The 26,477-nt window shown below is 71.5% G+C and carries 25 protein-coding genes; 7 read left to right on the top strand and 18 right to left on the bottom strand.

The window, feature by feature from the left end; genetic code table 11:
• Positions 1–75: 75 nt before the first annotated feature.
• Positions 76–870: a SigE family RNA polymerase sigma factor gene (locus LIU39_RS19790; protein ID WP_227048100.1), complete on the bottom strand. Its 795-nt coding sequence runs from the start codon at positions 868–870 to the stop codon at positions 76–78.
• A gap of 227 nt (positions 871–1,097) precedes the next feature.
• Here LIU39_RS19790 and afsQ1 point away from each other — a divergent pair, with 227 nt between their 5' ends.
• The 5 genes from afsQ1 to LIU39_RS19765 all read left to right on the top strand — a co-directional run bounded on the left by afsQ1 (position 1,098) and on the right by LIU39_RS19765 (position 5,324).
• Positions 1,098–1,775: a two-component system response regulator AfsQ1 gene (afsQ1, locus tag LIU39_RS19785; RefSeq protein ID WP_131124765.1), complete on the top strand. Its 678-nt coding sequence runs from the start codon at positions 1,098–1,100 to the stop codon at positions 1,773–1,775.
• 125 nt (positions 1,776–1,900) lie between these two features.
• Positions 1,901–3,655 carry an ATP-binding protein gene (locus LIU39_RS19780; RefSeq protein WP_227048122.1) on the top strand — a complete coding sequence of 585 codons (1,755 nt, stop codon included), beginning with the start codon at positions 1,901–1,903 and terminating at the stop codon, positions 3,653–3,655.
• Positions 3,652–4,359: a hypothetical protein gene (locus tag LIU39_RS19775; protein ID WP_227048099.1), complete on the top strand. Its 708-nt coding sequence runs from the start codon at positions 3,652–3,654 to the stop codon at positions 4,357–4,359. The genes LIU39_RS19780 and LIU39_RS19775 overlap by 4 nt, the downstream gene beginning before the upstream one ends.
• Positions 4,360–4,563: 204 nt before the next feature.
• A complete protein-coding gene (locus LIU39_RS19770) occupies positions 4,564–5,076 on the top strand; it encodes a VanZ family protein (protein WP_227048098.1) in 513 nt (170 codons plus the stop codon).
• Between the two features lie 44 nt (positions 5,077–5,120).
• Positions 5,121–5,324: a PspC domain-containing protein gene (locus LIU39_RS19765; RefSeq protein ID WP_227048097.1), complete on the top strand. Its 204-nt coding sequence runs from the start codon at positions 5,121–5,123 to the stop codon at positions 5,322–5,324.
• An 85-nt stretch (positions 5,325–5,409) separates the two neighbouring features.
• Here the strand turns inward: LIU39_RS19765 and LIU39_RS19760 are convergent, their stop codons facing one another.
• Both LIU39_RS19760 and LIU39_RS19755 read right to left on the bottom strand, forming a co-directional pair.
• The gene (locus LIU39_RS19760; RefSeq protein ID WP_227048096.1) at positions 5,410–5,685 is read right to left on the bottom strand and encodes a hypothetical protein; all 276 of its coding nucleotides are present in this window, start codon (positions 5,683–5,685) and stop codon (positions 5,410–5,412) included.
• 141 nt (positions 5,686–5,826) lie between these two features.
• Positions 5,827–6,987: an adenosine deaminase gene (locus tag LIU39_RS19755; RefSeq protein ID WP_227048095.1), complete on the bottom strand. Its 1,161-nt coding sequence runs from the start codon at positions 6,985–6,987 to the stop codon at positions 5,827–5,829.
• Positions 6,988–7,090: 103 nt separating this feature from the next.
• Between LIU39_RS19755 and LIU39_RS19750 the strand changes: the two genes are divergently transcribed.
• A complete protein-coding gene (locus tag LIU39_RS19750; RefSeq protein WP_227048094.1) occupies positions 7,091–7,906 on the top strand; it encodes an alpha/beta fold hydrolase in 816 nt (271 codons plus the stop codon).
• Between the two features lie 252 nt (positions 7,907–8,158).
• Here the strand turns inward: LIU39_RS19750 and LIU39_RS19745 are convergent, their stop codons facing one another.
• On the bottom strand, positions 8,159–9,214 hold the full coding sequence (locus tag LIU39_RS19745; protein WP_227048093.1) for a D-alanyl-D-alanine carboxypeptidase family protein: 1,056 nt from the start codon (positions 9,212–9,214) through the stop codon (positions 8,159–8,161).
• 368 nt (positions 9,215–9,582) lie between these two features.
• On the bottom strand, positions 9,583–10,641 hold the full coding sequence (locus LIU39_RS19740; protein WP_372463976.1) for a LysR family transcriptional regulator: 1,059 nt from the start codon (positions 10,639–10,641) through the stop codon (positions 9,583–9,585).
• A 62-nt stretch (positions 10,642–10,703) separates the two neighbouring features.
• Here LIU39_RS19740 and LIU39_RS19735 point away from each other — a divergent pair, with 62 nt between their 5' ends.
• Positions 10,704–12,008 (top strand): MFS transporter, encoded by a 1,305-nt coding sequence (locus tag LIU39_RS19735; RefSeq protein WP_227048091.1) that lies wholly within the window; start codon positions 10,704–10,706, stop codon positions 12,006–12,008.
• Between the two features lie 69 nt (positions 12,009–12,077).
• Here the strand turns inward: LIU39_RS19735 and LIU39_RS19730 are convergent, their stop codons facing one another.
• The 13 genes from LIU39_RS19730 to LIU39_RS19670 form a co-directional block, all read right to left on the bottom strand.
• A complete protein-coding gene (locus LIU39_RS19730; protein WP_227048090.1) occupies positions 12,078–12,671 on the bottom strand; it encodes a Uma2 family endonuclease in 594 nt (197 codons plus the stop codon).
• A gap of 97 nt (positions 12,672–12,768) precedes the next feature.
• Complete coding sequence (locus LIU39_RS19725) at positions 12,769–14,046, bottom strand: thymidine phosphorylase (protein ID WP_227048089.1); 1,278 nt, start codon at positions 14,044–14,046, stop codon at positions 12,769–12,771.
• A 106-nt stretch (positions 14,047–14,152) separates the two neighbouring features.
• Positions 14,153–14,554: a cytidine deaminase gene (locus tag LIU39_RS19720; RefSeq protein WP_227048088.1), complete on the bottom strand. Its 402-nt coding sequence runs from the start codon at positions 14,552–14,554 to the stop codon at positions 14,153–14,155.
• Positions 14,551–15,831, bottom strand: coding sequence for an ABC transporter permease (locus LIU39_RS19715; RefSeq protein ID WP_227048087.1), 1,281 nt, complete (start codon positions 15,829–15,831; stop codon positions 14,551–14,553). Before LIU39_RS19715 ends, LIU39_RS19720 begins: the two co-directional genes overlap by 4 nt.
• On the bottom strand, positions 15,828–16,985 hold the full coding sequence (locus tag LIU39_RS19710) for an ABC transporter permease (RefSeq protein ID WP_227048086.1): 1,158 nt from the start codon (positions 16,983–16,985) through the stop codon (positions 15,828–15,830). The genes LIU39_RS19715 and LIU39_RS19710 overlap by 4 nt, the downstream gene beginning before the upstream one ends.
• Positions 16,982–18,613, bottom strand: coding sequence for an ABC transporter ATP-binding protein (locus tag LIU39_RS19705; protein WP_372463977.1), 1,632 nt, complete (start codon positions 18,611–18,613; stop codon positions 16,982–16,984). Before LIU39_RS19705 ends, LIU39_RS19710 begins: the two co-directional genes overlap by 4 nt.
• 121 nt (positions 18,614–18,734) lie before the next feature.
• Positions 18,735–19,766, bottom strand: a complete 1,032-nt coding sequence (locus LIU39_RS19700) for a BMP family lipoprotein (RefSeq protein ID WP_227048085.1) — start codon at positions 19,764–19,766, stop codon at positions 18,735–18,737.
• A gap of 226 nt (positions 19,767–19,992) precedes the next feature.
• The gene (locus LIU39_RS19695; protein ID WP_227048084.1) at positions 19,993–20,334 is read right to left on the bottom strand and encodes a hypothetical protein; all 342 of its coding nucleotides are present in this window, start codon (positions 20,332–20,334) and stop codon (positions 19,993–19,995) included.
• Positions 20,331–21,197, bottom strand: a complete 867-nt coding sequence (locus tag LIU39_RS19690; protein WP_227048083.1) for an isocitrate lyase/PEP mutase family protein — start codon at positions 21,195–21,197, stop codon at positions 20,331–20,333. The genes LIU39_RS19695 and LIU39_RS19690 overlap by 4 nt, the downstream gene beginning before the upstream one ends.
• 262 nt (positions 21,198–21,459) lie before the next feature.
• The gene (locus LIU39_RS19685; RefSeq protein WP_372463975.1) at positions 21,460–22,716 is read right to left on the bottom strand and encodes an amidohydrolase; all 1,257 of its coding nucleotides are present in this window, start codon (positions 22,714–22,716) and stop codon (positions 21,460–21,462) included.
• 161 nt (positions 22,717–22,877) lie between these two features.
• On the bottom strand, positions 22,878–24,071 hold the full coding sequence (locus LIU39_RS19680; RefSeq protein ID WP_443742999.1) for a hypothetical protein: 1,194 nt from the start codon (positions 24,069–24,071) through the stop codon (positions 22,878–22,880).
• Between the two features lie 28 nt (positions 24,072–24,099).
• Positions 24,100–25,032 carry an N-acetylneuraminate synthase family protein gene (locus LIU39_RS19675; RefSeq protein WP_227048082.1) on the bottom strand — a complete coding sequence of 311 codons (933 nt, stop codon included), beginning with the start codon at positions 25,030–25,032 and terminating at the stop codon, positions 24,100–24,102.
• Between the two features lie 87 nt (positions 25,033–25,119).
• A complete protein-coding gene (locus tag LIU39_RS19670) occupies positions 25,120–26,430 on the bottom strand; it encodes an acylneuraminate cytidylyltransferase (protein ID WP_227048081.1) in 1,311 nt (436 codons plus the stop codon).
• Positions 26,431–26,477: the final 47 nt, after the last annotated feature.

The following is a 26,477-nucleotide window of genomic DNA, read 5'->3' as shown; positions in this document are numbered from 1 at the left end:
GACCCGCTTCGATTCCCCTGTACTCCCCCGTACTTCCCCCGTATCCCTTTTCCCCTCGGGCTCTTCCCCCGTCCTTCAGGCCACCAGCTCGCCGAAGGACTCCTCCTCGTCACGGCCGAAGCTGAGGACCTCGTCCTCGCGCAGCCGGCGCAGCGAGCGCCAGATGCTGGACTTCACCGTGCCGACACTGATGTTCAGAATGTCCGCGATCTCCGGATCCGTACGGCCTTCGTAGTAGCGCAGGACGAGCATCGTGCGCTGCGGCTCGGGGAGCCGGGCCAGTGCCTGCCACAGCACGGCGCGCAGTTCCGTACCGCGCATCGCGTCCACGTCGGCCGCCGTCTCCGGCAGTTCCTCGGTCGGGTATTCGTTGAGCTTGCGCCGGCGCCAGGCGCTGATGTGCAGGTTGGTCATCGTGCGCCGCAGGTAGCCGCCCAGCGCCGCCTTGTCGCTGATCCGGTCCCAGGCGCGGTAGGTCGAGAACAGTGCGCTCTGCAGCAGGTCCTCGGCCTCGTAACGGTCGCCGGTCAGGTGGTAGGCGGTGGCGTAGAGGGAGGCGCGGCGCTCCTGGACGTAGGCGGTGAAGGCCGCTTCGGCCTCCGGCGTCTTCGACCTGCCCTCCCCGTAAGGGACCGCCCCGGTGTTCCCCTGGTTTCCCCTGGCGGCCTCGTCGTGCCCCCCGTCGGCGGCGGATGCCCCGTGGCATCCGTTCGCCGGAGCGTCGACGGCCACCATGTACGGCGGCCGTTGACGCCCGGTGCCGCGAGCGCACCCCCGTAGGCTCACGGCACCGGACTTCTCAGCGGCTCGTGTCACGTCGTGGAGACGCGTGATTACTGCGCTGGTGGTGGTTCCGTGCAGTGTGTTCATCTCGCGCCCCCCGTCGGTAGAGCCTGGTCTCCCGGCTGTTCCGGGTGGTGATCCCTCCCGGTGCCAAGAACATTGCCAACCCAGTTTCATCGCGTTGTCCGCCGACTGTCACAGCCCTGTCACAGGGGACGGAGAGACGCGAGGAACCGGCGGTGCGCGTGAGATGCACGGGGGGAGGGGGCCCCACCGGTCGATGCGGCGGCGCCCCATGGGCCAGAATGGCTGCTGTGCCTTTCCTGTTGCTGATCGAGGACGACGACGCCATCCGCACGGCTCTCGAACTCTCGCTGTCGCGCCAAGGTCATCGTGTGGTGACCGCGGCGACGGGCGAGGACGGCCTGAAGCTGCTGCGTGAGCAGCGCCCTGACCTGATCGTGCTGGATGTGATGCTGCCGGGCATCGACGGTTTCGAGGTGTGCCGGCGGATCAGGCGTACGGACCAACTGCCCATCATCCTGCTCACCGCGCGCAACGACGACATCGATGTCGTGGTGGGCCTGGAGTCAGGAGCGGACGACTATGTCGTCAAGCCGGTCCAGGGACGGGTGTTGGACGCCCGGATCCGGGCCGTGCTGCGCCGCGGCGAACGCGAGTCCAGCGACTCCGCGACCTTCGGCTCACTGGTGATCGACCGTTCGGCGATGACGGTCACCAAGAACGGCGAGGACCTGCAACTGACGCCCACCGAACTGCGGTTGCTGCTGGAGCTGAGCCGCCGACCGGGACAGGCCCTGTCCCGGCAGCAGTTGCTGCGGCTGGTGTGGGAGCACGACTATCTCGGCGACTCGCGCCTGGTGGACGCCTGCGTGCAGCGGCTGCGCGCCAAGGTGGAGGACGTACCGTCATCGCCGACCCTGATCCGCACGGTCCGCGGCGTCGGCTACCGGCTGGACACCCCGCAGTGACCGACCGCTCATCCGGGAACGGCAGCGGCAGAACGCAGGGCGGGGCGGCGGAGACGGGCAACGGCCCGCGCACCGCGGCGGACGCGGACCGCCCGGCGGGCGCCACCCGCGACAAGACAAGGCCGCTGCTGCGGGCCCTGCGCCGGGCCTCGGGGCTGCTGCGCTGGACGAGCCTGCGGGTGCGCCTGGTGTTCGTCTTCGCCCTGGTCGCACTGACCGCCGCGGTCTCCGCTTCCGGCATCGCGTACTGGCTCAACCGCAACACCGTCCTCGACCGCACCCAGAACGCCGTGCTCAAGGACTTCCGCAAGGCCCTGGACGAGCGCGCCGGTTCGCTGCCGCTGCGCCCGCGGTGCGCCGAACTCCAGGACGCCGCACGGCAGATGGCGGCCGGGCCGCAGAACTACACCGTGCTGCTGATCGGGGTGGACTCCGAGGGCAAGGACTGCGCGGCCACCACCGACAAGAACCTGCTGACGCTCAAGACCGTGCCGGCGTCGCTGCGCAAGGCCGTCGACACCGTGCGCCCGGTGGACGACGCGAACCGCTACCCGCACCACCTGTACTGGCAGCGCAGGGAAGCCGATGACACCCCGTACCTGGTGGCCGGCGCGAAGGTGATCGGCGGCGGCCCGACCGGCTACATGATGAAGTCGCTGGCCACCGAGCGGCAGGACCTCAACTCGCTGGCCTGGTCGCTGGGCATCGCCACCGCGCTGGCACTGGTCGGCTCCGCGCTGCTGGCGCAGGCGGCCGCGACCACCGTCCTGCGGCCCGTACAGCGCCTGGGCCACGCGGCACGGCAACTCGGCGAGGGCCGCCTCGAAACCCGGCTGCGGGTCACCGGAACGGATGAACTCGCCGACCTGTCACGAACGTTCAACCGCACGGCGGAACAGGTCGAGCAGCGGGTGCAGGAACTGAGCGCCCGCGAGGAGTCCTCGCGGCGGTTCGTCGCCGACATGTCGCACGAACTGCGGACACCGCTGACGGCGATCACCGCGGTCTCGGAGGTGCTGGAGGAGGAGGCCGACTCCCTCGACCCGATGATCGCGCCCGCCGTGCAGCTGGTGGTCAGCGAGACGCGGCGGCTGAACGACCTCGTGGAGAACCTGATGGAGGTCACCCGCTTCGACGCCGGGACCGCCCGCCTGGTCCTGGACGACGTCGACGTCGCCGACCAGGTCACCGCCTGCATCGACGCGCGCGCCTGGCTGGACGCCGTCGAACTGGACGCCGAGCGCGGCATCGTCGCCCATCTCGACCCGCGGCGCCTGGACGTCGTCCTCGCGAACCTCATCGGCAACGCGCTCAAGCACGGCGGATCGCCGGTACGGGTGTCCGTACGCACCGAGGACGCGCCGGTGACCGGCCCGGACGGAGCGGGCCGTACGGGCAGCTCCGCCGTGCCGCCCGCCTCCCAGGGCAGCCAGGACACGGCCCCGGCGGACGCGCCGCAGCACCCGGAGGGCGGAAGCCGGGCGGGCGGCTCCCTGGTGATCCAGGTACGCGACCACGGACCCGGCATCCCGGAGAACGTGCTGCCGCACGTCTTCGACCGCTTCTACAAGGCGAGCGCGTCCCGGCCGCGGTCCACCGGCAGCGGCCTCGGCCTGTCGATCGCCCTGGAGAACGCGCACATCCACGGCGGCGAGATCATCGCCGCCAACCTGCCCGAGGGCGGCGCGGTCTTCACCCTGCGCCTCCCGATGGACGCCTCCCCGCTGGTCGAGAGCGGCGGGCCGAGAGACGGCAGCGGCAACACCCAGAACCGGGCCGCCCTCCGCAGCACCGGACCCGGCACCGACGGCACAGGCGGCGCCGCCGGACGGGACAACGGATCCGGCGCGGACGGCGCGGGAACGGGGAACGGACGATGAGGCATGACCCACCGGGTGGGGACGGGCGCGAACAGGCGGGCCGGGAACGGGTGCTGGAACGGGGCCATGGGAACGCCTGGCGGCGCGGCGCTTCCGTCGTGGTACTGGCGGGCGCCCTGGCCCTCACCGTGGCCGGCTGCGGCATCCGGGGCACCTCCGTGCCGGTGGACGCCGGCGGGGCGCCGGCCCGGGTGAGCTGCAAGGTCGCCGACGGCGGCAAGGCACAGGACCGCCCCGACGACGTCAGGACCGCCGTCTACATGGTGTGCAGCTCGGCGCTGATACCCGTACAGCGCGCCGTGGCACGCACCACGGCCGCCCCAACCGGAACGGAACGCCTGCGGGCCGCCCGCACCCTCCTGGGCGCCCTGCAGAAGACGCCGACACCCGCCGAGGAGGAGGCCGGTTTCAGCACCGCGGTCCCCGAGGACCTGAAGATCGCCGGCCCGCGCGCCGGCGACCCCGCGGACACCCTGCGGCTGAGCACCAGCCCCGACGACCTGCCCTCGTTCGCCCTGGCACAACTGGCCTGCACCTACGGGGCGGCCCCGGCACTCGGCCGCACCCACACGGCGGTACTCGGCGGCCCGGACGACGACGCACCACGGCGCTATCCCTGCTCGACCGAGGTACTCATCCACCCGGACACAGCGCAGAACGGGGACTGGGGGGTTGCGGTGCCGGGGAAAGGCGGGCCCCGGTGAGCGGCGCCGCCCGCCGGGCCACGGCCGTCGCCACCACCAGCCGTAGCCAGGCCACGGGCATCTCCACCCGCCCGGCCGGGGCCATCCCCAGCCGCCCTCCCCCACCGGCCAAGTCGGGCGCAACAGGGCGGAACCGTAGCCGCCGCTACCGGCGTCCTGGCCTGTGTGCAGCGTCATGGCCCCGGCGATACCGTCACCTTCCGTATGCGCACCACCGGACTTCTCCTCCTTGTGGTGCATCTGCTGACCGTCGGCTGGCTGACGCTGCGGCCCCGTACGGTGCCGTGGGTTCCGGCGGCGAATGTCAAGCCGCTGGCGTCGATCACCGCCGAGCTGGCGCACGGGCCGTGGGCGGCGTTGCACAATCTGGGCGGCTCGATGCTGCTGCTGGCACCGCTGGGTGTGCTGCTCCCCCTGGCGGCCGGGCGTCTGAACGTTTCCCCGCTGGTGTCGCTGACCCGCACGGTGTTCGCCGGGGCGATGATCGCGCTGTCCATCGAGGTGCTGCAGAGCGCGGTGCCAGGACAGGTCCCGGACATCGACACGGTGCTGCTGAACACGGCGGGTGTGGCCCTCGCGCACCTCGCGGTGGTCCCGCGGGCGCGGGCCGGGCTCCGCCGCCGGAAGGAGGATTGTCAGGGTGCGACCCCGACAATCCCCAGGGTCGGTCTAGCCCCGCAGGCCGATGTTCTCGCCGCTTACCGGACCTACCTTTGAGATATCGGGCAATCGCCCCTCGGCATCGAAAAGGAGTAGTCCTCATGGCCGCCGCACTGGTCCGCCCCCACAACAACCGAATGATCGCCGGAGTGTGCGCGGGTCTGGCCCGTCGCTTCGGTACGACGCCGGCCACGATGCGCGTGATATTCGTGCTCTCCTGCCTGCTCCCGGGCCCGCAGTTCCTGGTCTACCTGGCCCTGTGGGTGCTGCTCCCGTCCGAGAAGGGCGCCGCGGCCGCCTGGTAGCGGCCCGCCGTTTTCTCCCTTGGCACGGCAACGCCCCGGCCCGTACGCAGCTCTCGCGTACGGGCCGGGGCGCGGTCCTGGGTGCTCAGCCGAGCGGGAGGGCCTTGGCGACGAGGCTCGTGGGCAGGCCGCCCAGCAGCTTGTTGCCCTTGCTGTTGGCGTTGACGCCGTCGGGAGTGGGCCGGCCCTGGGTGGTGTCGGTGACGGTCTTGGCGGTCTGCTCGACGGGCAGATTGCGCAGGACGCCGGTGGCGCCGCCCGCGTCGACCGCCGGGGCCGCGGCCGCGGTGCCCGCTGCCGCGGCGGCGAAGGCGACGCCGAGCGCCGCGGCACCGAGAGTCCTGATGGTTCCCTGCTTCATGGCAATACGTCCTCATGATGGGGTTCTGACCGGCACTGCAACCTAGTGACGTGATCGGCGCCGCCGCAAACATCCCCGGACACGGAAATACGGCCGGTGGACGAGCCGCCGGCCGTATTCCGTGAATCCTTCGCATACGCCTTATGCGGGGCCAGAACCCGTGGTTGCGGAGGGAGTTGAGCCGGTCTGCGGGAACAGCCATTCGGAGCGCAGGGTGGCGTATCCGGGCTTGATCACGTCGTTGATCATGGCCAGTCGTTCATCGAAAGGAATGAACGCTGATTTCATCGCATTGACTGTGAACCACTGCATGTCATCGAGCGTGTAGCGGAATGTCTTGACCAGGTGCGCGAATTCGCGGGACATCGTCGTGCCGCTCATCAGCCGGTTGTCGGTGTTGACCGTCAGCCGGAACTGGAGCCGCCGCAGCAGCCCGATGGGGTGCTCCGCGTACGAAGGGGCGGCGCCGGTCTGGAGGTTGGAGCTGGGGCACATCTCCAGCGGGATGCGCTTGTCGCGCACGTAGGAGGCGAGCCGGCCGAGCTTCACCTCGCCGTCGTCACTCACCTCGATGTCGTCGATGATCCGGACGCCGTGGCCGAGCCGGTCGGCGCCGCACCACTGGAGCGCCTGCCAGATGGACGGCAGGCCGAACGCCTCGCCCGCGTGGATGGTGAAGTGGTTGTTCTCGCGCTTGAGGTACTCGAAGGCGTCGAGGTGGCGGGTGGGCGGGTAGCCGGCCTCGGCGCCCGCGATGTCGAAGCCGACGACGCCGAAGTCGCGGTAGCGGTTGGCGAGTTCGGCGATCTCCAGGGCGCGGGCCGCGTGCCGCATGGCGGTCAGCAGGGAGCCGACACGGATGCGGTGACCGTTGGCGCGGGCCCGCCGTTCACCTTCGCGGAAGCCGTCGTTGACGGCCTCGACGACCTCTTCGAGGGTGAGCCCCTTCTCCAGGTGCTGCTCGGGCGCGTACCGGATCTCCGCGTAGACGACGCCGTCGGCGGCCAGGTCCTCGGCGCACTCGGCGGCCACCCGGGCCAGCGCGTCGCGGGTCTGCATGACGGCACAGGTGTGCGCGAAGGTCTCCAGATAGCGCTCCAGCGAACCGGAGTCGGCGGCCTCACGGAACCAGGTCCCGAGCTTTTCCGGGTCGGATTCCGGCAGTCCGCCGTAGCCGTTGGCGCGGGCCAACTCGACGATCGTGCCGGGGCGCAGCCCGCCGTCGAGGTGATCGTGCAGCAGCACCTTGGGCGCGCGGGCGATCTGTTCACTGGTCGGGAGGGTGATGGTCTCGCTCGTCATCTCGGCACTCTAGTCCCTACGCGCGTAGATCTCACCGAACGATACGTAACAGTGACCCGTCCACGGGGTGGCCCGCACCCCATGATCTGCCATCGTTCTGGTCATGGCTCAGCAAGCGCTGCCGGAGCGGGACGCCCGGCTGGGAAAACCGCTGGGATTGTCCGGTGACGAGGGGGCGCGGACCGCGCTCCGGTGGAAGGGTGGCGGGCGGGTGCCCGGCCGCGCGGTGAGCGGGGTCGCGCTGCTCCTGCCGGGCGGGGAGGCGAGCGGCGTCCGGCGTCCTTCGCCGGTTCCGGCGCTGGCGGTCCGGCCGCTCGCGGCCAAGCTGGCGAAGGTGGGCCGCCCCGAGGGTCTTGCCGCCCATGTCGTCCACTACCGCTGCCGCGGCTGGAACGGCGCGGCCGCCCATCCGGCGGAGGACGCCGCCTGGGCGGTGGCGGAGGTCGTCCGCCGCTACGGCGATGTGCCGGTCTGCCTGGTCGGTACGGGCATGGGCGCGCGGGCCGCGCTGCACGCCGCGGGGCACCCGGCCGTCAACTCCGTGCTGGGGATCGCCCCGTGGCTGCCGGAGCCCGGCGACGAGCCCGGGGATCTTGAGCCGGTGAAGCAGCTCGTGGGCCGTCATGTGCTGCTGGTGCACGGCACGAACGACGAGCGCACCGACCCCGACCTGTCCTACCGCTTCGCCGAGCGCGCCAAGAAGATCAACCGCGACACCTGCCGCTTCGAGGTGCACTCCGACGGCCATTCCCTCTTCCAGCACCGCGCCGAAGTCCACGCGCTGGCCGCCGACTTCATGCTGGGCTCACTGTTCGCCCGGGACTTCGCCCGACCCGTGAAGGACGCCCTGGCCGCGCCGCCGCCCCTGGGCCTGCGCATGCCGCTCGCCTCCGGCTTCGGCAAGTCACTGCGGCACTGACCGAGCGATTCGGCATGCGATGCGGAGCCGCCTCAAGCAGATGCCGCCGCGGGCGAGTGGGAGCAGGCGAGGGCGGGGGGGCGGCGCGCATCTCGTAGCGGGTCCTGACCGGACTTCACGACCGGGTGCCGCCGGCGCGCACGGCCCGTCGCGAAGCGGACGGCCCCCGCTCGTCCACCGTGGGGGTGGGGACGGGGCGGGGGCCTGCGGCAGCGCACGCGGTGCGCGCTCGGTGCCGGGGGTGCTGCCTGCTCAGTGGGCGAAGCCCCAGTCGAGCATCTTGGTGGCGTCGTCGAAGCGGCCCTTGTCGTCCTTGAGGATCGCGCCGACCAGGGTGCGGTTGTCCCGCTTGGCGGCGAAGACGAGGCAGTAGCCGTCCTCCGGGCCGCTGCCGGTCTTGATGCCCAGGGCACCGTCGTAGCTGCCCAGCAGCTCGTTGGTGTTGTTCCAGGTGTAGTACCGGGTGTGACCGTTGGCGGCCGGGGCCTCGGTCTTGAACTGCTTGTTCTTCACGACGTCGGCGAACACCGGCTGCAGCATCGCGCGCTGGCCGAGCTTGGCCAGGTCGCGGGCGGTGCTGTGGTTGTTGCCGTGCGAGATGCCGTCGTAGGTGTCGAAGTGCGTGCCGGTCATGCCCAGTTGCTGCGCCTCGGCGTTCATCTGGTTCACGAAGTCGGCGATCCGCGCGTCCTCGGTGTCGCCGGTGCCGAAGTTGTCGGCCAGGGCCCGCGCGGCGTCCGCACCGGACGGGATCAGCATGGCGTGCAGCATCTGCCTGACGGTCAGCTTGTCGCCGGTCTGGAGGTCGGCGGTGCTGCCGCCGACCTTCTGGACGTAGTCCCGGTACTCCTGCTTCACCGCGATCTGATGGTCCAGCCACTCCGGGTGCTTGAGCACCACCAGGGCGGTCATGATCTTGGTGGTGCTGGCCATCGGCACGCTCTCGTCGGCCTTGGCCCCGCCCCACATCTCCCGCTCCTGGCTGCCGTCGCGGGCGTCCAGCAGGAAGGCGTGGTCGGCGTTGATCTGGGGAGCGGCCTGGTCCTTCAGGTCCTGCGTGTCGGCGGCCTTGTCCTTGGCGGCGTGCTGCGCCGCCTGGGGCTGCTGCTGCGCGTCCTGGTCCTGGCCTGCCGGGGTGGTGGCCTCGCTGCCCTGCCGGCCGTTCTCGTCGGCGGAGTGCGTGGCACCGGGCGTGGCCGCTTCGGCGAGGCCGCCGGCGGTGATCGGCAGAGCGGCCCCGACAAGCGCGACCATCGCGATCCGGACTCCGGTGCGGTGTATCCGATTGGGGCGGGCGTGGGAACCCATGGGTGTCTCTCCTCCCGGCGCAGGGGCGCCGGTATGTAGTGGAAACTCGGTTTATACCGAACCTACTTGTGTGATGACAGCGACTGTCAACCTGGCTATGTCATAGCCACGTAACGGAGTTCGCCCCTGTGGAGAAGTTGTGCAGGTGACCAGTGGGGCCTGTGAGGTTACTCGCGCACGGTGCCCGGCCGACTCCTCTGGGGCACCGGAGCCGTGCCGGTGCCCGTCATCCGGCACCGGACGCCAACTCCCCCGCATCCGACCCGTTTTGCTGGTCCGGGCACCCGATGCGCCCCGCATCGTGCCCGGTTCTGCCCGACCGCGGCGCCGACGGCACGGTGAGCAAGGGGTGTCGCCGACCTCCCCCTTCACCGCGGCAGCAGCACTCCCCGCCGCCCCAGCAGGAACTTCTTGAACGCGGCCACCGGGGGTGTGTCCTGGTGGCCGTCCAGCCAGGCGACGCCGATCTCGCGGACCGCGCGGGGTGCGGTCACGGTCAGTTCGGCGACACCGGGCCTGGGGACCGCGGGCGGCGGCAGCAGTGCCACGCCGAGGCCGGCGGCGACCAGGCCGCGCAGCGTCTCCGCCTCCTCCCCCTCGAACGCGATGCGCGGCGTGAACCCGGCCTCGGCGCACAGCGCATCGGTGATCCGGCGCAGCCCGTAGCCCGGTTCGAGGGTGACGAACAGTTCGCCGGACGCCTCGGCCAGCCGGATCCGCTTGCGCCGGGCGAGCGGATGGTCGTCGGGGACGACGAGGCGCAGCTTCTGTTCGTCGAGGCGGCGGGCGACCAGGTCGGGGTAGTCGGGGACCGGCGAGGTCAGGCACAGGTCGAGGTCGCCGGCCCGCAGCCGTTCGATCATCGCCTCGCCGTAGTTCTGTACGAGCTGGAAGCGGACCCTGGGGTGGTCGGCGCGGAAGGTGCGGATGAGGCCGGGGACGGTTTCGGAACCGAGGGTGTGCAGGAAGCCGAAGGCGACCTTGCCCGCCGCGGGGTCGGCGTCGGCGCGTACGGATTCGGTGGCGCGTTCCAGGTCGGCGAGTGCCTTCTCGGTCCAGGCGCGGAAGGCGCGGCCCGCCGGGGTGAGCGAGAGGGTGCGGCCGTGCCGGGCGAAGAGGGCGACGCCGAGGTCGTCTTCGAGGCGGACGAGGGCGCGGCTGAGGGTGGGCTGCGGCATGCCGAGTTCGTGTGCGGCGCGGGTGACGTGCTCGTGCCGGGCGACAGCGGTGAACTGGGCCAACCGGGGCGCGAGGGCCAACGCCCAGGAGTCGGCCCCCACTTCCGCGGTCTCGGCGACCTCCGCCGCCCGATGCGCCCCGCGGCCCCCTCGCGTACCGTCCTTTCCCACCTGCTGTTTCCTTCCCAGGATGTCTTTTCTCTTGCCATCTTGTGACACAGGCGCGCCTGAACTGCGGTCATGCGCCACGGCATCGATTATGGCGTTTCCATGCATTGGACGCATAAAACCTGTGTGTCTACCTTCGAACCATGCCTCCCGCTGATACCGGGGCGTCCGCCACCCTTCCCGCGGTCGCCTCCTCCCCGTCCTTCGCCGACACCGCCGCCGACCCCGACACGGCGAAACTGCACCCCGGCGGCCCCGGCTACCGCCGGATGAGCTTCGCCCTCTTCGCCGCCGGCCTGGCCACCTTCGCGCTCCTCTACTCGACGCAGGCGCTGCTGCCCGCCATCTCGGCCGACCTGCACGTACCGGCCGACCAGGCGAGCTGGACGGTGTCGGGCGCCACCTTCGGACTGGCGCTCGCGGTGATCCCGCTCAGCGCGCTCTCCGAACGCTTCGGCCGCCGCACGATGATGACCGCCTCGCTCTCGGTCGCCGCGCTGATCGCCATGGCGGTGCCGTTCGCGCCGTCACTGGGCTGGCTGATCGCGCTGCGCGTCGTCCAGGGCGTGGCACTGGCCGGTCTCCCGGCGTCGGCGATGGCCTTCCTCGCGGAAGAGGTGCGCCCCAAGGCGCTGGTCGCCGCCATCGGCCTGTTCGTGGCGGGCAACAGCATCGGCGGCATGTCCGGACGGATCGTGTCCGGCTGGGTCGCCCAGGCGTGGGGCTGGCGGATGGGCCTCGGCTCGGTGGGCCTGATGGCCGTGGTGTGCGCCGTCGCGTTCCAGCTCCTGGTCCCCAAGGCCCGGCATTTCGCGTCCCGTTCGGTCGGCCCGCGGGCGCTCGCCCGCACCCTCGGCGGCCACCTCGCCGATCCGCTGCTGCGCCGCCTGTACGGCATCGGCGCGCTGTTCATGACGGTGTTCGGCGCGGTCTACACCGTCATCGGCTACCGCCTGGTCGCCGAACCTTTCAACCTCCCGCAGGGCATCGTCGGTTCGATCTTCCTGGTCTACCTCGTCGGCACGGTCTCATCGGCCGCGGCAGGCAAGCTCGTCGGCCGGCTGGGCCGCCGCGGCGCCCTCTACCTGGCGGTGGGCACCACGTCCGCGGGGCTGCTGCTCACCCTCGCCGACTCGGTCGGCGCCGTGCTGGCCGGGCTGATCCTGATCACCGCGGGCTTCTTCGCCGGCCACGCCGTCGCGTCGGCCGCGGTCAGCCGCACGGCCAAGACGGCACGCGCCCAGGCGTCGGCGCTGTACCAGTGCGCGTACTACATCGGCAGCAGCATCGGAGGCGCGCTCGGCGCCTTCGCCTTCCACGCGGCCGGCTGGGAGGGCACCATCGCCCTCGGCCTTGCCGCCATGGTCGGCGCCGCCGCGATCACGCTGTACGCCACCCGCAAGGCCCTGGCCGAACAGCGGCTGCTGCGGCTGGAGCGGGCGGCGTAGCGGCCCCGGCGCCCCGGAACGCGGAGGGCCCGCCCCACCACCTGTCCTGGTGGGGCGGGCCCTTCGTCGTCAGACGCCGAAGGGAAACACGCTGGTGTCGATGGTGAGATCGAACGGCTCGGGGATATGGATCTCGTCCCCGAACTTCACCTTCTGGAGTTCCCGGTAGACATCGCCCTGGGGCTCCCCGTAGAGCGTGACGGTCGGTCCTGGCGGGGCGAAGCGGTCGACGAGGAGATACAGCGGCACCCCCGCCTGTGCGTAGGCAGCCGCCTTGTTGATCCGGTCGTAGCTCGCGTTGGACAGCGAGGTGATCTCGACGACCAGTTCTGCGGCCGTGAGCGGCGCGGAGTTTCCCCCCTCCAGCGCGTCCACCACCGGGTCCGGGATCACGACCAGATCCGGGATGTAGAGGCGACCGCGCGAGGGGTGAGCAACTCCGAGGGTCTGGTGGACCCCCCAGTCCTCGGGAAGCACGGTGTACAGCCTGCGATGGATCTTCTCGGCAATACGGTTGTGGGGCGCGGCCAGCGGCGGTGTCACAACGATGATCCCATCAATGATCTCCACCTTGCTGCCCTCGGGCCAGTCCGACTCCTCCCAGAAGCGGACCAGCTCATCCCAGTGCCGTCCCGGAGCGGGGTCGGCGGGGAGTGCACTCATGGCGGTCTCCTTACTCGTGATGACACCGATCCCAGCATGCCGAACAGACCCCGGCCCCGTCCGCGGCCCCCCTTCGCCCATACGGGAAAACCCCAGGTCAGCCGATACGTTCCAGCACCACGGGCGGGGTGGCGAAGGCCGTGTCTGCGGGGCCGACGAGTACCTGGCCTTCCAGGGCCTCCAGGGCGTAGGGGAACTTCTCGGGGGTGTCGGTGTGCAGGGTCAGCAGCGGCGCTCCTGCCGTGACCGGGTCGCCCGGCTTGGCGTGGAGTTCGACACCTGCGCCCGCCTGGACGGGGTCCTCCTTGCGGGCGCGTCCTGCGCCCAGGCGCCAGGCGGCGAGGCCGACGGCGTAGGCGTCGAGGGTGGTGAGGGTGCCGGTGGCGGAGGCGGTGACGACGTGCTGTTCGCGGGCGACCGGGAGTGCGGCGTCGGGGTCGCCGCCCTGGGCGGTGATCATGCGGCGCCAGTGGTCCATGGCGGAGCCGTCGGCAAGCGCCCTGGCCGGGTCGGCGTCCGTCAGGCCCGCGGCGTCGAGCATCTCGCGGGCGAGGGCGAGGGTGAGGTCGATGACGTCCTGGGGGCCGCCGCCCGCCAGGACCTCGACGGACTCGCGGACTTCGAGCGCGTTGCCCGCGGTGAGGCCGAGCGGGGTGGCCATGCCGGTGAGCAGGGCGACCGTGCTCACGCCGTGGTCGGCGCCCAACTCGACCATGGTGGAGGCGAGTTCGCGGGCGTCGTCGAGGTGCTTCATGAAGGCGCCGGAGCCGACCTTGACGTCGAGGACGAGCGATCCGGTGCCCTCGGCGATCTTCTTGGACATGATGGAGGAGGCGATGAGCGGGATGGCCTCGACGGTGCCCGTCACGTCGCGGAGCGCGTAGAGCTTCTTGTCGGCGGGGGCCAGGCCGTCGCCCGCGGCGCAGATGACGGAGCCGACGTCGTGGAGGACGGCCAGCATCTCGTCGTTGGACAGCCCGGCGCGCCAGCCGGGGATGGACTCCAGCTTGTCGAGGGTGCCGCCGGTGTGGCCGAGGCCGCGGCCGGAGAGCTGGGGTACGGCGGCGCCGCAGGCGGCGACGAGGGGGGCGAGCGGGAGGGTGATCTTGTCGCCGACGCCGCCCGTGGAGTGCTTGTCGGTGGTGGGGCGGGGCAGCGAGGAGAAGTCCATCCGCTCACCGGAGTTGATCATCGCGGCGGTCCAGCGGGCGATCTCCGTGCGGTTCATGCCGTTGAGGAAGATCGCCATCGCCAGGGACGACATCTGCTCGTGGGCGACCTCGCCACGGGTGTAGGCGTCGATCACCCAGTCGATCTGATCGGCGGTCAGCTCACCGCGGTCGCGCTTGGTGCGGATGACGGAGATGACGTCCATGGGGGCTTCCTTTCGGGCGGTTGATCAAGTTCTACACGCATAGACACCGGGGTGCGAGGGCGACGGCGCACCGGGCGGCGGCCCGGTGCGCCGCCGTGTGCCGGTGTCAGCCGCGCAGGTGTCCGGGGCCGAAGGCGTCCGGCAGCAGCTCGGCGAGCGTGCGGATGCCGGACGCCGTGTCGACGAGGAGCGGGCCGCCGCCGTGTTCGTACAGCAGCTGGCGGCAGCGGCCGCACGGGACCAGCGGCTCACCGGCGCCGTCGACGCAGGTGAAGGCCGTCAGCCGGCCGCCGCCGGTGGCGAACAGGGCGGAGATCAGACCGCATTCGGCGCACAGCGCGAGGCCGTACGAGGCGTTCTCGACGTTGCAGCCGGTGACCGTGCGGCCGTCGTCGACCAGCGCGGCGGCGCCTACGGGGTAGCCGGAATACGGGGCGTAGGCCCGGGACATGGCGTCCCGGGCCTGCGCGCGCAGTGCGGTCCAGTCGACCTGCACCTGTGGGTTCATGTGCCTTGTCCTCGGCGGTAGGGTCTGCCGCCGGCCTTCGGCGGCCGCAGCCGCTGGGAGAAGAGGGCGAGCACGAGCAGGGTGGCGATGTAGGGGCTGGCCTCGACGAGTTCGAGCGGCACGGTGTCGGCGAGGAAGTACCAGACGACCAGCGCGACGGCGACGACGGCGGCCGCCGCTGCCTGGCCGCGCTTGGCGGCGCGCAGCCGCAGCAGCGCGAGGACGGCGAGCAGGGCGGCGAGGCCGAGCAGCAGGGCGTGCACGGTGGGGCCGCCGCTGCGCAGCTGCATGGCGTCCATGAAGCCGAAGAGTCCGGCGCCCATCGCGACGCCGCCGGGACGCCAGTTGCCGAAGATCATCGTGGCCAGGCCGATGTAGCCGCGGCCGCCGGTCTGGCCGTCCTGGTAGAAGTGCACGCCGATGGAGAGGAAGGCGCCGCCGAGTCCGGCGAGCGCGCCGGAGACCAGGACGGCCGCGTACTTGTACCGGTAGACGTTGACGCCCAGGGTCTCGGCGGACAGCGGGGCCTCGCCGCAGGACCGCAGCCGCAGGCCGAACGGCGAGCGCCACAGCAGGTAGAAGCTGCCGACGAACAGGCCGATGGTGGCCACCGTCAGCCAGGAGACGTTGGTGACGGCGGCGCCGAGGATGCCGGCGAGGTCGGAGACGGCGAACCAGTGGTGCGCCTCGATGGAGTTGAGCCAGTCGGAGAGGCCGGGGACGGTGAAGGTCGGCATGTCCGGCATCGGCGGGGACTGCTTGTCGTTGCCGCCCGCGGCCTGCGCGGCGCTGCCTTCCGCGCCGAACCACAGGGTGGCGAGGTACTGGGTGGCGCCGAGGGCGAGGATGTTGATGGCGACGCCGGAGACGATGTGGTCGACGCCGAAGGTGACGGTGGCGACCGCGTGGATCAGGCCACCGAGCGCGCCGCCGATGATGCCGGCCAGCGCCGCGGCCCACGGCCCGTGCTGCCAGCCGATCCAGCCGGCCGCGAACGAGCCGAGCATCATCATGCCTTCGAGGCCGATGTTGACCACGCCGGCCCGCTCGGACCACAGGCCGCCCAGGCCCGCGAGGCCGATCGGCACGGCGGCGCCGAGCGCGGCGCCGAACTGGCCGGTGGAGGTGAGGTCCGCCGTGCCGGTGATCGCCCGCAGCGCGGAGACCGCGAGCAGGGCGACGGCGATGATCAGCAGGACCCAGGGGTAGGTCAGCCTGCGCCGGCCGGCCGTCGCGGGGGCCGCGGGCTGCGCCGCGGGCTTGAGGTCCGCACTCACGCCGACACCTCCGGCTTGTCGTTGTTGTCGGCACCCGCGGTACGGGCCGCGGCCGCCAGTTCCTCGCCGACCTTGCGCTGCTGGAGCCGCAGTCCGTAGCGGCGCACGATCTCGTACGCGATGACCACGCACAGCACGATGACGCCCTGGATGACGCCGACGATTTCCTGGGCGTAGCCCTCGAACTCCAGGCGGGAGCCGGTGCGGTCGAGGAAGGCCCACAGCAGGGCGCCGAAGGCCATGCCGAGGGGGTGGTTGCGGCCGAGGAGGGCGATGGCGATGCCGGTGAAGCCGATGCCGGCCGGGAAGTCCGTGCCGTACTGGAAGGACTCGCCGAGCAGGGTGGGCATCCCGACCAGGCCGGCCGCTGCGCCGGACAGCAGCATGGAGATGACGACCATCCGCTTGACGCTGACGCCGCTGGCCTCGGCGGCCGGCTCGGAGGCGCCGACGGCCCGCAGGTCGAAGCCGAAGCGGGTGCGGGAGAGCAGGAACCAGTACAGCGCGCCGGCCACCACCGCGATCACCACGAAGCCGTAGACGGGCTTGGGGTGGGTGGGGAAGGAGAAGAAGTGGGCGGCTTCCGGGAGGAACTTGGTGTGCAGGAGGTTGCCGTCCTTGACGGCGAGGCGGCCGTCCTGGAGGAAGTAGCCGATGACCGATGCGGCGATGGAGTTCAGCATGATCGTGGTGATCACTTCGCTGACGCCGCGGGTGGTCTTGAGCAGCCCCGCGATGCCGGACCAGACGGCGCCCACCAGCATCGCGATGACGATGAGCAGGATGATCTGGAGCGCGCCCGGCAGCACGACGGCACCGCCGACGGCCGCCGCGGCGAAGGCGGCGAGGCGGTACTGGCCGTCGACGCCGATGTTGAAGAGGTTCATCCGGAAGCCGATGGCGACCGCCAGTGCCGAAAGGTAGTACGGCACCGCCTTGTTGATGATCCAGACCTGGCTGTCGCTGTAGTGGCCGTAATCGGCCATGATCCCGTAGGCACGGAACGGGTTCTCGCCGGACGCCAGGAAGACCAGCGAGCTGATGACTATCGCGGCGACGATGGCCAGCAGCGGCGCGGCGACGGCGAGGATCACCTTCTCGCGGGTGGCGCTCCTGGCCGCGTCCCCGGTGGGGAGCTTGGTCGCGGTGCTCATTCCTGGTCACCGCCCGTCGCGGCCGCGCCGCCGGACGCGGGGCGGCCGGTGCCGGTGTCCCCGTCCGCTGTGAGGTGGCCGCTGGCGGCACCGGTCATGGCGGAGCCCAACTCCTCCGGGGTGATGACGGCGGGATCGGCGTCCGCGACCAGCCGGCCGCGGTACATCACCCGCAGGGTGTCGGACAGGCCGATCAGCTCGTCCAGGTCGGCGGAGATCAGCAGCACCGCCAGGCCCTCGCGGCGGGCCTCGCGGATCTGTTCCCAGATCTGCGCCTGCGCGCCGACGTCCACGCCGCGGGTGGGGTGGGCGGCGATCAGCAGCTTGGGGTGGTGGCTCATCTCGCGGCCGACGATCAGCTTCTGCTGGTTGCCGCCGGAGAGCGAGGCCGCGGTGACCTCGATGCCGGGGGTGCGCACGTCGTACGCGTCGACGATGCGTGCGGTGTCCTTGCGGGCGCCGGGGATGTCGAGGAGCTTGCCCTTGCTGTTGGGGCGTTCGGTGACGTGCCCGAGGATGCGGTTCTCCCACAGCGGGGCTTCCAGCAGCAGGCCGTGGCGGTGCCGGTCCTCGGGGATGTAGCCGATGCCGCCCTCACGGCGCCTGCGGGTGGTGGTGCGCGAGATGTCGGTGCCGTCGAGGGTGACGGTGCCGTGGTCGGGTGCCCTGGTGCCCATGATGGCCTCGACCAGTTCGGCCTGGCCGTTGCCCTCCACACCTGCGACGCCCAGCACTTCGCCCTTGTGGATGGTCAGGCCGACGCCGTCCAGGACCGTGCGGACCACGCCGTCGGAGTCGGTTGCCGTCAGGTGGAGGCCGTCGACCTCCAGCATCGGCTGGTCGGTGACGGTCGAATCGCGGGTCTCGGGGGACGGCAGTTCGCTGCCGACCATCAGCTCGGCGAGCTGCTTGGGGGTGGTGGCGGCCGGTTCGACGGACGCGACGGTCGTGCCGCGCCGGATGACGGTGATGTCGTCGGCGACCGACAGCACCTCGCCGAGCTTGTGGGAGATGAAGATGACGGTCAGACCCTCGGACTTCAGCTCGCGCAGGTTGTCGAAGAGCGCGTCGACCTCCTGCGGGACGAGGACCGCGGTCGGCTCGTCGAGGATGAGGGTGCGGGCGCCGCGGTAGAGGACCTTGAGGATCTCCACGCGCTGGCGGTCGGCGACGCCGAGGTCTTCGACGAGCACGTCGGGCCGGATGTTCAGCCCGTACGCGTCCGAGATCTCGCGTATTTTCGCGCGGGCGCCGCCGGAGATGCCGTGCAGTTTCTCGGCGCCCAGGACGGTGTTCTCCAGGACGGTGAGGTTGTCGGCGAGCATGAAGTGCTGGTGCACCATGCCGATGCCACGGGCGATGGCGTCGCCCGGTGTGTGCAGGGTGACCTCGTGGCCGTCCAGCGTGATGGTGCCCTCGTCCGGCTTCTGCATGCCGTAGAGGATCTTCATCAGGGTGGACTTGCCGGCGCCGTTCTCGCCGCACAGGGCGTGGACGGACCCGCGGCGCACGGTGAGGTGGATGTCGTGGTTGGCGACGACGCCGGGGAACCGCTTGGTGATGCCGCGGAGTTCTACGGCAGGGGCGTCCGGGCTCGCCGGACTGCTGCTCGTGGGTGCTGCGTTGATGGCGCACTCCCCTCGGGGATGAAGGAGCGGAAGGGGCGGGTGTGGTGCGGAAGGTCGGATGGGGACGCGGGCCGGGCCTCGGGGGCCGCCGCCGTGCCGCCCGGTTCCCGGACTCACTCGTCTAGGGCGTCTCCTTGACCTTCACCTTGCCCTCGACGATCTTCTTCCTGGCCGCGTCGATCTGCGGCTGGATGTCCTTGATGAAGCCGCCGGACGTGGCGAGCGTGACGCCGTTCCTGCGCACGTCGTAGCTGTGCACGCCGGTCAGCGGCTTGCCGTGCTCGACGCTCTTGATCAGGTCGTAGACCGCGACGTCGACGTTCTTGACCACGGACGTGAGGATGCAGTTCCGGTACTTCGCCAGACCCGCCTGGCGGTACTGGTCGGAGTCCACGCCGATCGCCCAGGCGCCCTTGCGCTTGCTGATCGCCTCGATGGCTCCGGCGCCCGACTGTCCGGCCGCGGAGTAGATCACGTCGATCCCGCTGTCGAGCATGCCGGCGGCCTTGGCCTTCGCGGCGGCCGGGTCGTTGAAGCCCTTGTCGTTGTTCGGGTAGAGGTACTGCGAGGTGATCTTGGCCTTCGGGTCGGTGGCCCGGACGCCCTGCTCGAAGCCGGCCTGGAACTTCTGGATCAGCGCGTTGTTGACGCCGCCGATGAAGCCGACCTCGTGGCTCTTGCTCTTCAGGGCCGCGGCGACGCCGGCCAGATAGGAGCCCTCGTGCTCGGCGAAGACCATCGCGTCGACGTTCTTGCCCGTCGGCACCGCGTCGACCACGCCGAACGTGGTGGCGGGGAAGTCCTTGGCGACGTTCTGCACGGACTGGCTGTAGGCGAAGCCGACGCCGATGACCGGGTTGTAGCCCGCTTCGGCGAAGGACGTCAGCCGCTGCTCGCGGTCGGCCTCGGTCTCGCCGTTCTTGGCCGTCAGCATCTTGACGTTGACACCGAGCGCCTTCCTGGCGTTCTCCGTACCGCGCGCCGCCGCCTCGTTGAACGAATGGTCGTCCCGGCCTCCGATGTCGAAGGCGAGCCCGACGCCGGCGTGCTTGGCGCGGTTGGCCTCGGCGAAGCTCTGCCCGCACGCGGTGGCGGTGAGCGCGAGGACAGCGGTGGCGCTGGCCGCGGCGGCAATCCTGGTGACCCGACGCACGGGGCCTTCCCTTCGCTCCCGGCACCTTCGGTGGCGCCGGCTTAGCGGGAGATTAACGCGCGTAGACATGGCGCAAAACCCTCCACGACGCGGCCGTTATCGATTCGTCGCGAAGGGGCGGCGCCGGGCGCACGCGCCCGGCACGCGCGAGGGGGCGGAGGCTTGCGCCACCGCCCCCTCGGGGTCGTCAGGTCATAGCGGCCGGGAAAGCCGCCTGGTCACCGGGTCACTCCTCTTCCTTCTCCCCCGCCGAGGCCGGCTCGCCGTGGTTGCCCCGATCCTCTCGGGTCAGCGGGGACAGCAGGGTGTACGTGAGGTGCGTCCCGCCACCGTCGAGGTCACTGCCGGTGACGCCGCCGCCCAGTTGGAGGTTGAAGGCCCGGTCGATCTCCAGCCAGGAATCCGCGTGGGAGTTGTCGATCAGGATCAGGGAGCGGCCCGCGGCGTCGGCCGTCAGTGCGCCGGCGCCGAGCACCTCCCCGACCACCGCAGCGGCGACGGTGGCCCCGCCCGCCAGGCGCTTCAGGCGCCGCGGCCGTGCGTGCCGCGGGCCGGCTCCCGGCGTCATGCCAGGACGGCCTGTCGCTGCGGGTGCTGCCGCCCGATGTTCTGAGCCAGCAGGTCGGTGGCCTCCTTGACGCCGATGTCGCCGCCGCCCGCCCCGGTGGCCGGAAGCCTGCCGTCGGCGAACTTCAGCTCCGCCATGGCCGTTTCCATCGCGCGGTGCGCGGCGAACAGGCAGGGGGTGCTGTAAATGGCCACATCGATGCCCAGCTCGGTCAGCTCGGTCAGCGACAGGCGTGGGGACTTCCCGCCGGCGATCTGGTTGAAGAGCACCGGCTTGTCGCCGACGACCTTGCGGATGCGGCGGATCCAGTCGACGCTGCGCACCCCGTCGACGAGCACCACGTCCGCGTCGGTCGCGGCCAGCGCCGCGGCCCGGCGCAGGATGTCGTCCTCTTCCGTGGCGTCCGTCCGCGCCACGACCAGCAGGTCACTGCGGCTGGCAAGGACGAGGTCGAGCTTCTCCAGGTACTCCTCCAGCGGCAGCACCACCTTGCCGTCCGCGTGCCCGCATCTGCGGGGGCGCTTCTGGTCCTCCAGGATGACGCCGCTCGCCCCGATCCGCTCCAGGCGCCGCACGACGTGGCAGGCCACCTCGGGGTCGACGTAGCCGTCGTCGATGTCGACCAGCAGGTGGTGGCGCGGGAAGGCGCCGCGCAGGCGTTCCACGAAGGCCACCATGTCGGGCCAGGCGATGAACCCGATGTCGGGGAGTCCGTAGTGCGACGCGGCGAATCCGAAGCCGGACACGAAGAAACCGTTGTAGTGGCCGGCGGCGACCGACGCCGAGTACATGTCGTAGACGCCGATGAGGGGTGTCGTCCCCTCGGACGCGATCTCATGACGCAGTGCTTGTCCATAACGCATGAAGCTGCTCCTGACAGAACCGGCGGGGTACACGGCCCGGGATACGGGCACGCTCGAAGGCGCGCGGTAGCTCCCGGCGCCGCGGCGGCCCGCTCGCGTGAAGAGCGGGCCAGGGCATGTGTATCCGATGGTTCGTCAGACGCGCTTTAACACGCCATGGGTTTCTCTTTACTTCATCCATGCGTCGGCATGACCTTGGCGGCCGGGCGGACGCGGCGGCCGGGGAGCGCGGCGGGCGCCCCGGCCGGGAGGGCGACAGCCCCTAGGAGCGCGCCGCGTCCAGCAGTGCCGCCGCCGTGAACAGCTCCACACCCACCTGGATCGCCTGCTCGTCCACGTCGAAGTCGCCGCGGTGCAGATCGTGCCGTACGGGATCGCCGGGCGGCCGTACGCCCAGCCTGGCCATCGCGCCCGGTACGTGTTCGAGGTACCAGGAGAAGTCCTCGCCGCCCAGGGACTGTTCGGTGTCCTCGATGGCGGCGGCGCCGTGCCGGACGGCCATCGCGTCGTGCAGCAACTGAGCCGAACCGGCTTCGTTGACCACCGGCGGCACCCCGCGGACGTAGGTGATCTGGGACTTCGCGCCGTGCAGCGCGGCGGTCTCGTCGATGGCGGCGTGCAGGAGGTCGGGGGCCCGGCGCCAGGTGTCCAGGTCCAGGCAGCGCACCGTTCCGGACAGTTCGGCGTGCTGCGGGATGACGTTGCAGGCGTGGCCCGCGTCCAGCCGGCCCCAGGTGACGGCGAGTCCGGAGCGCGCGTCGACGCGGCGGGCGACCAGGGCCGGGACGTCGACGGCGATCCGGGCGGCGGCGGTGACCAGGTCGGTGGTCAGGTGCGGGCGTGCGGTGTGGCCGCCGGGGCCGTCCACGGCGACCTCAAGGCGGTCGCAGGCCGAGGTGATGGGGCCGGTGCGCAGGCCGATCCGTCCGGCGTCGACACCAGGGTCGCAGTGCACGGCCAGGATGCGGCCGACGCCGTCCAGTACGCGGGACTCGATGGCGTCGGACGCGCCGCCGGGCAGGACTTCTTCGGCGGGCTGGAAGATCAGCCGGACCGGGTGCGGCAGCAGCCCTTCGCGGGCGAGGCCGGCCAGCACCAGGCCGGCGCCGAGCACGACGGTGGTGTGCACGTCGTGGCCGCAGGCGTGCGCGCGGTCGGCGACCGTGGAACGGTAGGAGACGGTCTTGGTGTCCGGGATGGGCAGCGCGTCGATGTCCGCGCGCAGGGCGAGTACGGGGCGGGCGGCGGGCTCGTCGGCGAGGCCGCCCGGGTCCGTGCCGATGTCGCACACCAGGCCGGTGCCGATGTCCAGGACGCGGGGCCGCAGACCGGCCTGTTCCAGCCGGGCCTTGATCGCCGCGGTGGTCCGGAATTCCTGGTTCCCCAGCTCGGGGTGCATGTGCAAGTCGCGGCGGAAGGCGATGAGTTCGCCGCGCAGCGGGTCGGGCAGGGCGCCGGGGAACAACTCCTTCGCGGGGACGTCGTCGGTATCGGCAGCGCGGGACTTCAGTTGGTTCACGCGGGGAAGGTTACGGGCCCGGCCGGGGCAACTGACCCTAGATCAACAAAAGTTCAACCCCATAGGGGAGAATTTCAGGGCCGCCCGGCGCATGGGCCATCTGTCCGAGGGGTATCCCTTACCGCTTCATTCGACGGATCCGGGGCTTCACCATCCCCGGCTCAGGGCTCGCCCGGAGGCAGTCGCTGCACGTCACGGGCGGTGCCGGTGACGCCGTCGAGGAAGCCCTGGGCCCGCGGTGACGCCTTGCTCGTCAGCCATGCCGGGTCCACGTCGCAGACCGCGACCCGTACCCCGGTGCCGAGCAGGGCGAGCGGCAGCGTGTGCACGACGGTGGAGGGGAAGCTGAGGATCAGCTTCCCGATGGGGCCGCGCCGGGCGATCAACTCCAGTGGCAGGTCGGGGCGTACCACCTCCAGACCGGTCTCGGTCGCGAGCCGGTGCAGTTTGTCGGTGTGCTCCCTGCGGTGCGCGAAGTAGCGGGTGGCGCCGTGCGTACGGGCCAGGGCGCCGACCGCTTCCAGGTAGCGCTCGGTGTCCACCACCCCCGTCTCGACGAGTGAGGTGCCGACGATGTCGGCGGCGCGGGTGAGCCGGGGCGGGCCGAAACGGCCGCGGGTCCAGGCGAATTCGTTGGCGGTGACGCGGACGCCGGGCGGCGGTTCGACGGACATCGAGCTGAAGAGGCCGACGGAGCGCCGGCCGCCGTCGGGAGCCGGCGTGAGCCGACGGCGTGCGGTGGCCGAGAACGGCGCGAAGAGCAGGTCGCGCGCGCCGCGTCCGCTGCCGTGCCGGTGCCAGCGCACCAGCCGTTCGCCGCGCGCCAGTTGGACGATGAACTCCATGGTGGCGGTGCCGTCGTCGACGACCACCAGGTCGCGGGCGCGGGCGAGGGTGAGCAGCAGCTGGACGTAACGCGAGAAGGGATCGCCGATGACGACGCGCCGGGCGCGGCGCAGCAGCGGGGTGAGTCCGCCGATGGTGCGCAGCGGGGCGCTCGCGCCGCCGCGGGCCTCTTCCCAGCGCACGGTGTGGCCTTCTTCGCGGGCGAGTTCGGCCATCCGCCGGAGCTGGCCGCGGGTCATGGGGTCGTACGGCGCGAGGACGACGACGGTGACCTGGGCGGCCTGCTGGGTGTGCGCCCATTCCAGGACGTTGAGCAGCTGGACGGGGCTCTCGACGAAGGCGAGCGTGCCGCCGCCCGGCTCCGGTGCCGGGCCGCCGGTGCCCGGTCTCCTGCGCTGCCGGGGCACCCCCAGGAGACCGTGGGCGGGAGGGTCCACGGTCTCCTGGGGCGGGGCCGCCGCTTCGTCGCCGTCGGGCGGCGTGGCGCAGGCCCCTTCGGATGCGCTCACAGTGTTCTCCCGCCGTCCTTCCCGCCGGTCAGACCGAGGCCGGGGCGCGGTCGGCGGCCTCCGCCTCGGCGACCACGCCGCTCACGCGGCGCAGCTTCTTCATCGGGCCCAGCTCGCTCTCGTAGACCTTCTTGATGCCGTCGCCGAGGGACTCCTCGATGGTGCGGATGTCGCGGACCAGGCGGGTCAGGCCCTGCGGCTCGACGGATGCGGCCTGGTCGGAGCCCCACATGGCGCGGTCGAGGGTGATGTGGCGCTCGACGAAGGCGGCGCCGAGTGCGACCGCGGCGAGGGTGGTCTGGAGGCCGGTCTCGTGGCCGCTGTAGCCGATCGGGACGTTCGGGTACTCCTCCTGAAGGGTGTTGATCATGCGGAGGTTCAGCTCTTCGGCCTTGGCCGGGTAGGTGCTGGTGGCATGGCAGAGCAGGATGTTGTCGCTGCCCAGGACCTCGACGGCGTGCCGGATCTGCTTGGGGGTGGACATGCCGGTGGAGAGGATGACGGTGCGGCCGGTGGCGCGCATGGCGCGCAGCAGCTCGTCGTCGGTGAGGGAGGCGGAGGCGACCTTGTAGCAGGGCACGTCGAACTTCTCCAGGAAGGCGACGGACTCGACGTCCCACGGGGAGGCGAACCAGGCGATGTTCCGCTTCTTGCAGTACTCGTCGATGGCGCGGTAGCCGTCCTCGTCGAACTCGACGCGGTGGCGGTAGTCGATGTAGGTCATCCGGCCCCAGGGGGTGTCGCGCTCGATGTCCCACTGGTCGCGCGGGGTGCAGATCTCCGGGGTCCGCTTCTGGAACTTGACGGCGTCGCAGCCGGCTTCGGCGGCGGCGTCGATCAGCGCGAACGCGTTCTCCAGGTCGCCGTTGTGGTTGATGCCGATCTCGCCGGTGACGTAGACGGGGCGGCCGGGGCCGGCCTCGCGGTTGCCGAGGGTGCGGAGGCGGGAGGTGCTGCTCATGGGGAGGTTCCTTCGTCGTGGGTCGTGCGGGGGTACAGGTGGTGAAAAGGGCCTGCATGGACAGGTGTTGCAGGTGTTGCGGGTGGGTCAGAGGGACGGGCCCAGCAGCCAGGAGGCGATCTCGCGGATCGCTCCGCTGCCGCCCGGGGTCGCGGTGACCGCGCGGGCCGCGCCGCGCACCACGTCGTGCGCCCCGGCGACCGCGACCGGCCAGCCGACGAGGTCGAAGCAGGGCAGGTCGTTGACGTCGTTGCCGACGTAGAGCACCCGCTCGGGGGCGACGCCGGACTCCTCGCACCACTGCTTGAGCGCGAGGTCCTTGCGGTCGATGCCGTGCAGGACCGGGATCCGCAGCTTGCGGGCGCGGGCGGCGACGACCGGGTTCTGCTCCGACGACAGGATCAGCAGCTTCAGCCCTTCCTTGCGCAGCGCGGCGATGCCGAGCCCGTCGCCGCGGTGCACGGAGACGAACTCCCGTCCCTCCGCGTCGATCAGCACCCGGTCGTCGGTCTGGGTGCCGTCGAAGTCCAGGACGACCGCGTCGATGTCGTCGGCGCTCGGCAGCGCGACGGGCAGCTGCCCGTCGAGCAGCGGCGCCAGGGCGCGGGCGCGGGCCAGATCGTGCGGGTCGTCGATCTCCAGGACGCGGGCCGGGTCGGTGCGGACGAGTTCGGTGCGGCCGAAGAAGCGGTGCCGTGCGGCGCGGAATCCGGCGGCGTCCATGCCGTAGGCGGCGCCGGTCTCCAGGAGGTCCTGCGGGCGGTCCTGGCGGCGCGGCCGGAAGGACGAGTCGTGGTTGACGCCGTAGCCGCCGGACGTGGCGAGGGCCGTGGCGGTGGCGGTGACCTGCTGGGACGGTATGGACCCGGCGCCGAAGGACTCGCCGCGCCCGCCGGCCGGCTCCAGCGCGTCCACCGCTTCGGCCACCGCGTCGGCGTCCCGCCAGACGAAGCCGTGGAAGGGGGCGACGGTCAGCGCGCTGTCCGCACCGTCCTCGACGATCGCGGCGGCGACGCCGTCGACGTCGTCGCCGGTGAGGAAGGGGCTGGTGCACTGGACGAGGAGGACGGTGTCGATCCGGGTGCCGCGTTCGGCCTCGTAGGCGTCCATGGCGTGCAGGACCGCGGCCTCGCTGGTGGCGGTGTCGCCGGCGATCTCGCCGGGGCGGCGGACGACGACGGCTCCCGCGCCGCGGGCCGCGGCCTCGATGCCGCTGTCGTCGGTGGAGACGACGACGTCGGTGACCAGGCGGGCGGCGCGGCAGGCGCGGACCGCGCGGGCGACGAGCGGGACGCCGCCGACGGCCGCGAGGTTCTTGGCGGGTACGCCCTTGGATCCGCCGCGGGCGGGGATGACGGCGACGACGGTCGGCGGGCTGCTCTGCGGACTGTGCGGCATGTCGGGCTCCTTCCGGGGGCCGTGCGGGCTGCGGGTGCGGGCGGGCG

The sequence above is a fragment of the Streptomyces pinistramenti genome (genome assembly GCF_020564935.1).
Lineage (GTDB): Bacteria > Actinomycetota > Actinomycetes > Streptomycetales > Streptomycetaceae > Streptomyces > Streptomyces pinistramenti.
This window is presented reverse-complemented; position numbering and strand designations above follow the sequence as displayed.

Coding starts and splice junctions, on each gene's coding strand:
- LIU39_RS19765 (WP_227048097.1), top strand. CDS start 5,121: ATGGCCGCCGCACTGGTCCGCCCCCACAACAACCGAATGATCGCCGGA.
- LIU39_RS19745 (WP_227048093.1), bottom strand. CDS start 9,214: ATGGGTTCCCACGCCCGCCCCAATCGGATACACCGCACCGGAGTCCGG.
- LIU39_RS19730 (WP_227048090.1), bottom strand. CDS start 12,671: ATGAGTGCACTCCCCGCCGACCCCGCTCCGGGACGGCACTGGGATGAG.
- LIU39_RS19695 (WP_227048084.1), bottom strand. CDS start 20,334: ATGACGCCGGGAGCCGGCCCGCGGCACGCACGGCCGCGGCGCCTGAAG.
- LIU39_RS19675 (WP_227048082.1), bottom strand. CDS start 25,032: ATGAGCAGCACCTCCCGCCTCCGCACCCTCGGCAACCGCGAGGCCGGC.
- LIU39_RS19770 (WP_227048098.1), top strand. CDS start 4,564: ATGCGCACCACCGGACTTCTCCTCCTTGTGGTGCATCTGCTGACCGTC.
- LIU39_RS19690 (WP_227048083.1), bottom strand. CDS start 21,197: ATGCGTTATGGACAAGCACTGCGTCATGAGATCGCGTCCGAGGGGACG.
- LIU39_RS19735 (WP_227048091.1), top strand. CDS start 10,704: ATGCCTCCCGCTGATACCGGGGCGTCCGCCACCCTTCCCGCGGTCGCC.
- LIU39_RS19725 (WP_227048089.1), bottom strand. CDS start 14,046: ATGGACGTCATCTCCGTCATCCGCACCAAGCGCGACCGCGGTGAGCTG.
- LIU39_RS19790 (WP_227048100.1), bottom strand. CDS start 870: ATGAACACACTGCACGGAACCACCACCAGCGCAGTAATCACGCGTCTC.
- LIU39_RS19760 (WP_227048096.1), bottom strand. CDS start 5,685: ATGAAGCAGGGAACCATCAGGACTCTCGGTGCCGCGGCGCTCGGCGTC.
- LIU39_RS19720 (WP_227048088.1), bottom strand. CDS start 14,554: ATGAACCCACAGGTGCAGGTCGACTGGACCGCACTGCGCGCGCAGGCC.
- LIU39_RS19750 (WP_227048094.1), top strand. CDS start 7,091: ATGGCTCAGCAAGCGCTGCCGGAGCGGGACGCCCGGCTGGGAAAACCG.
- LIU39_RS19775 (WP_227048099.1), top strand. CDS start 3,652: ATGAGGCATGACCCACCGGGTGGGGACGGGCGCGAACAGGCGGGCCGG.
- LIU39_RS19670 (WP_227048081.1), bottom strand. CDS start 26,430: ATGCCGCACAGTCCGCAGAGCAGCCCGCCGACCGTCGTCGCCGTCATC.
- LIU39_RS19755 (WP_227048095.1), bottom strand. CDS start 6,987: ATGACGAGCGAGACCATCACCCTCCCGACCAGTGAACAGATCGCCCGC.
- LIU39_RS19710 (WP_227048086.1), bottom strand. CDS start 16,985: ATGAGCACCGCGACCAAGCTCCCCACCGGGGACGCGGCCAGGAGCGCC.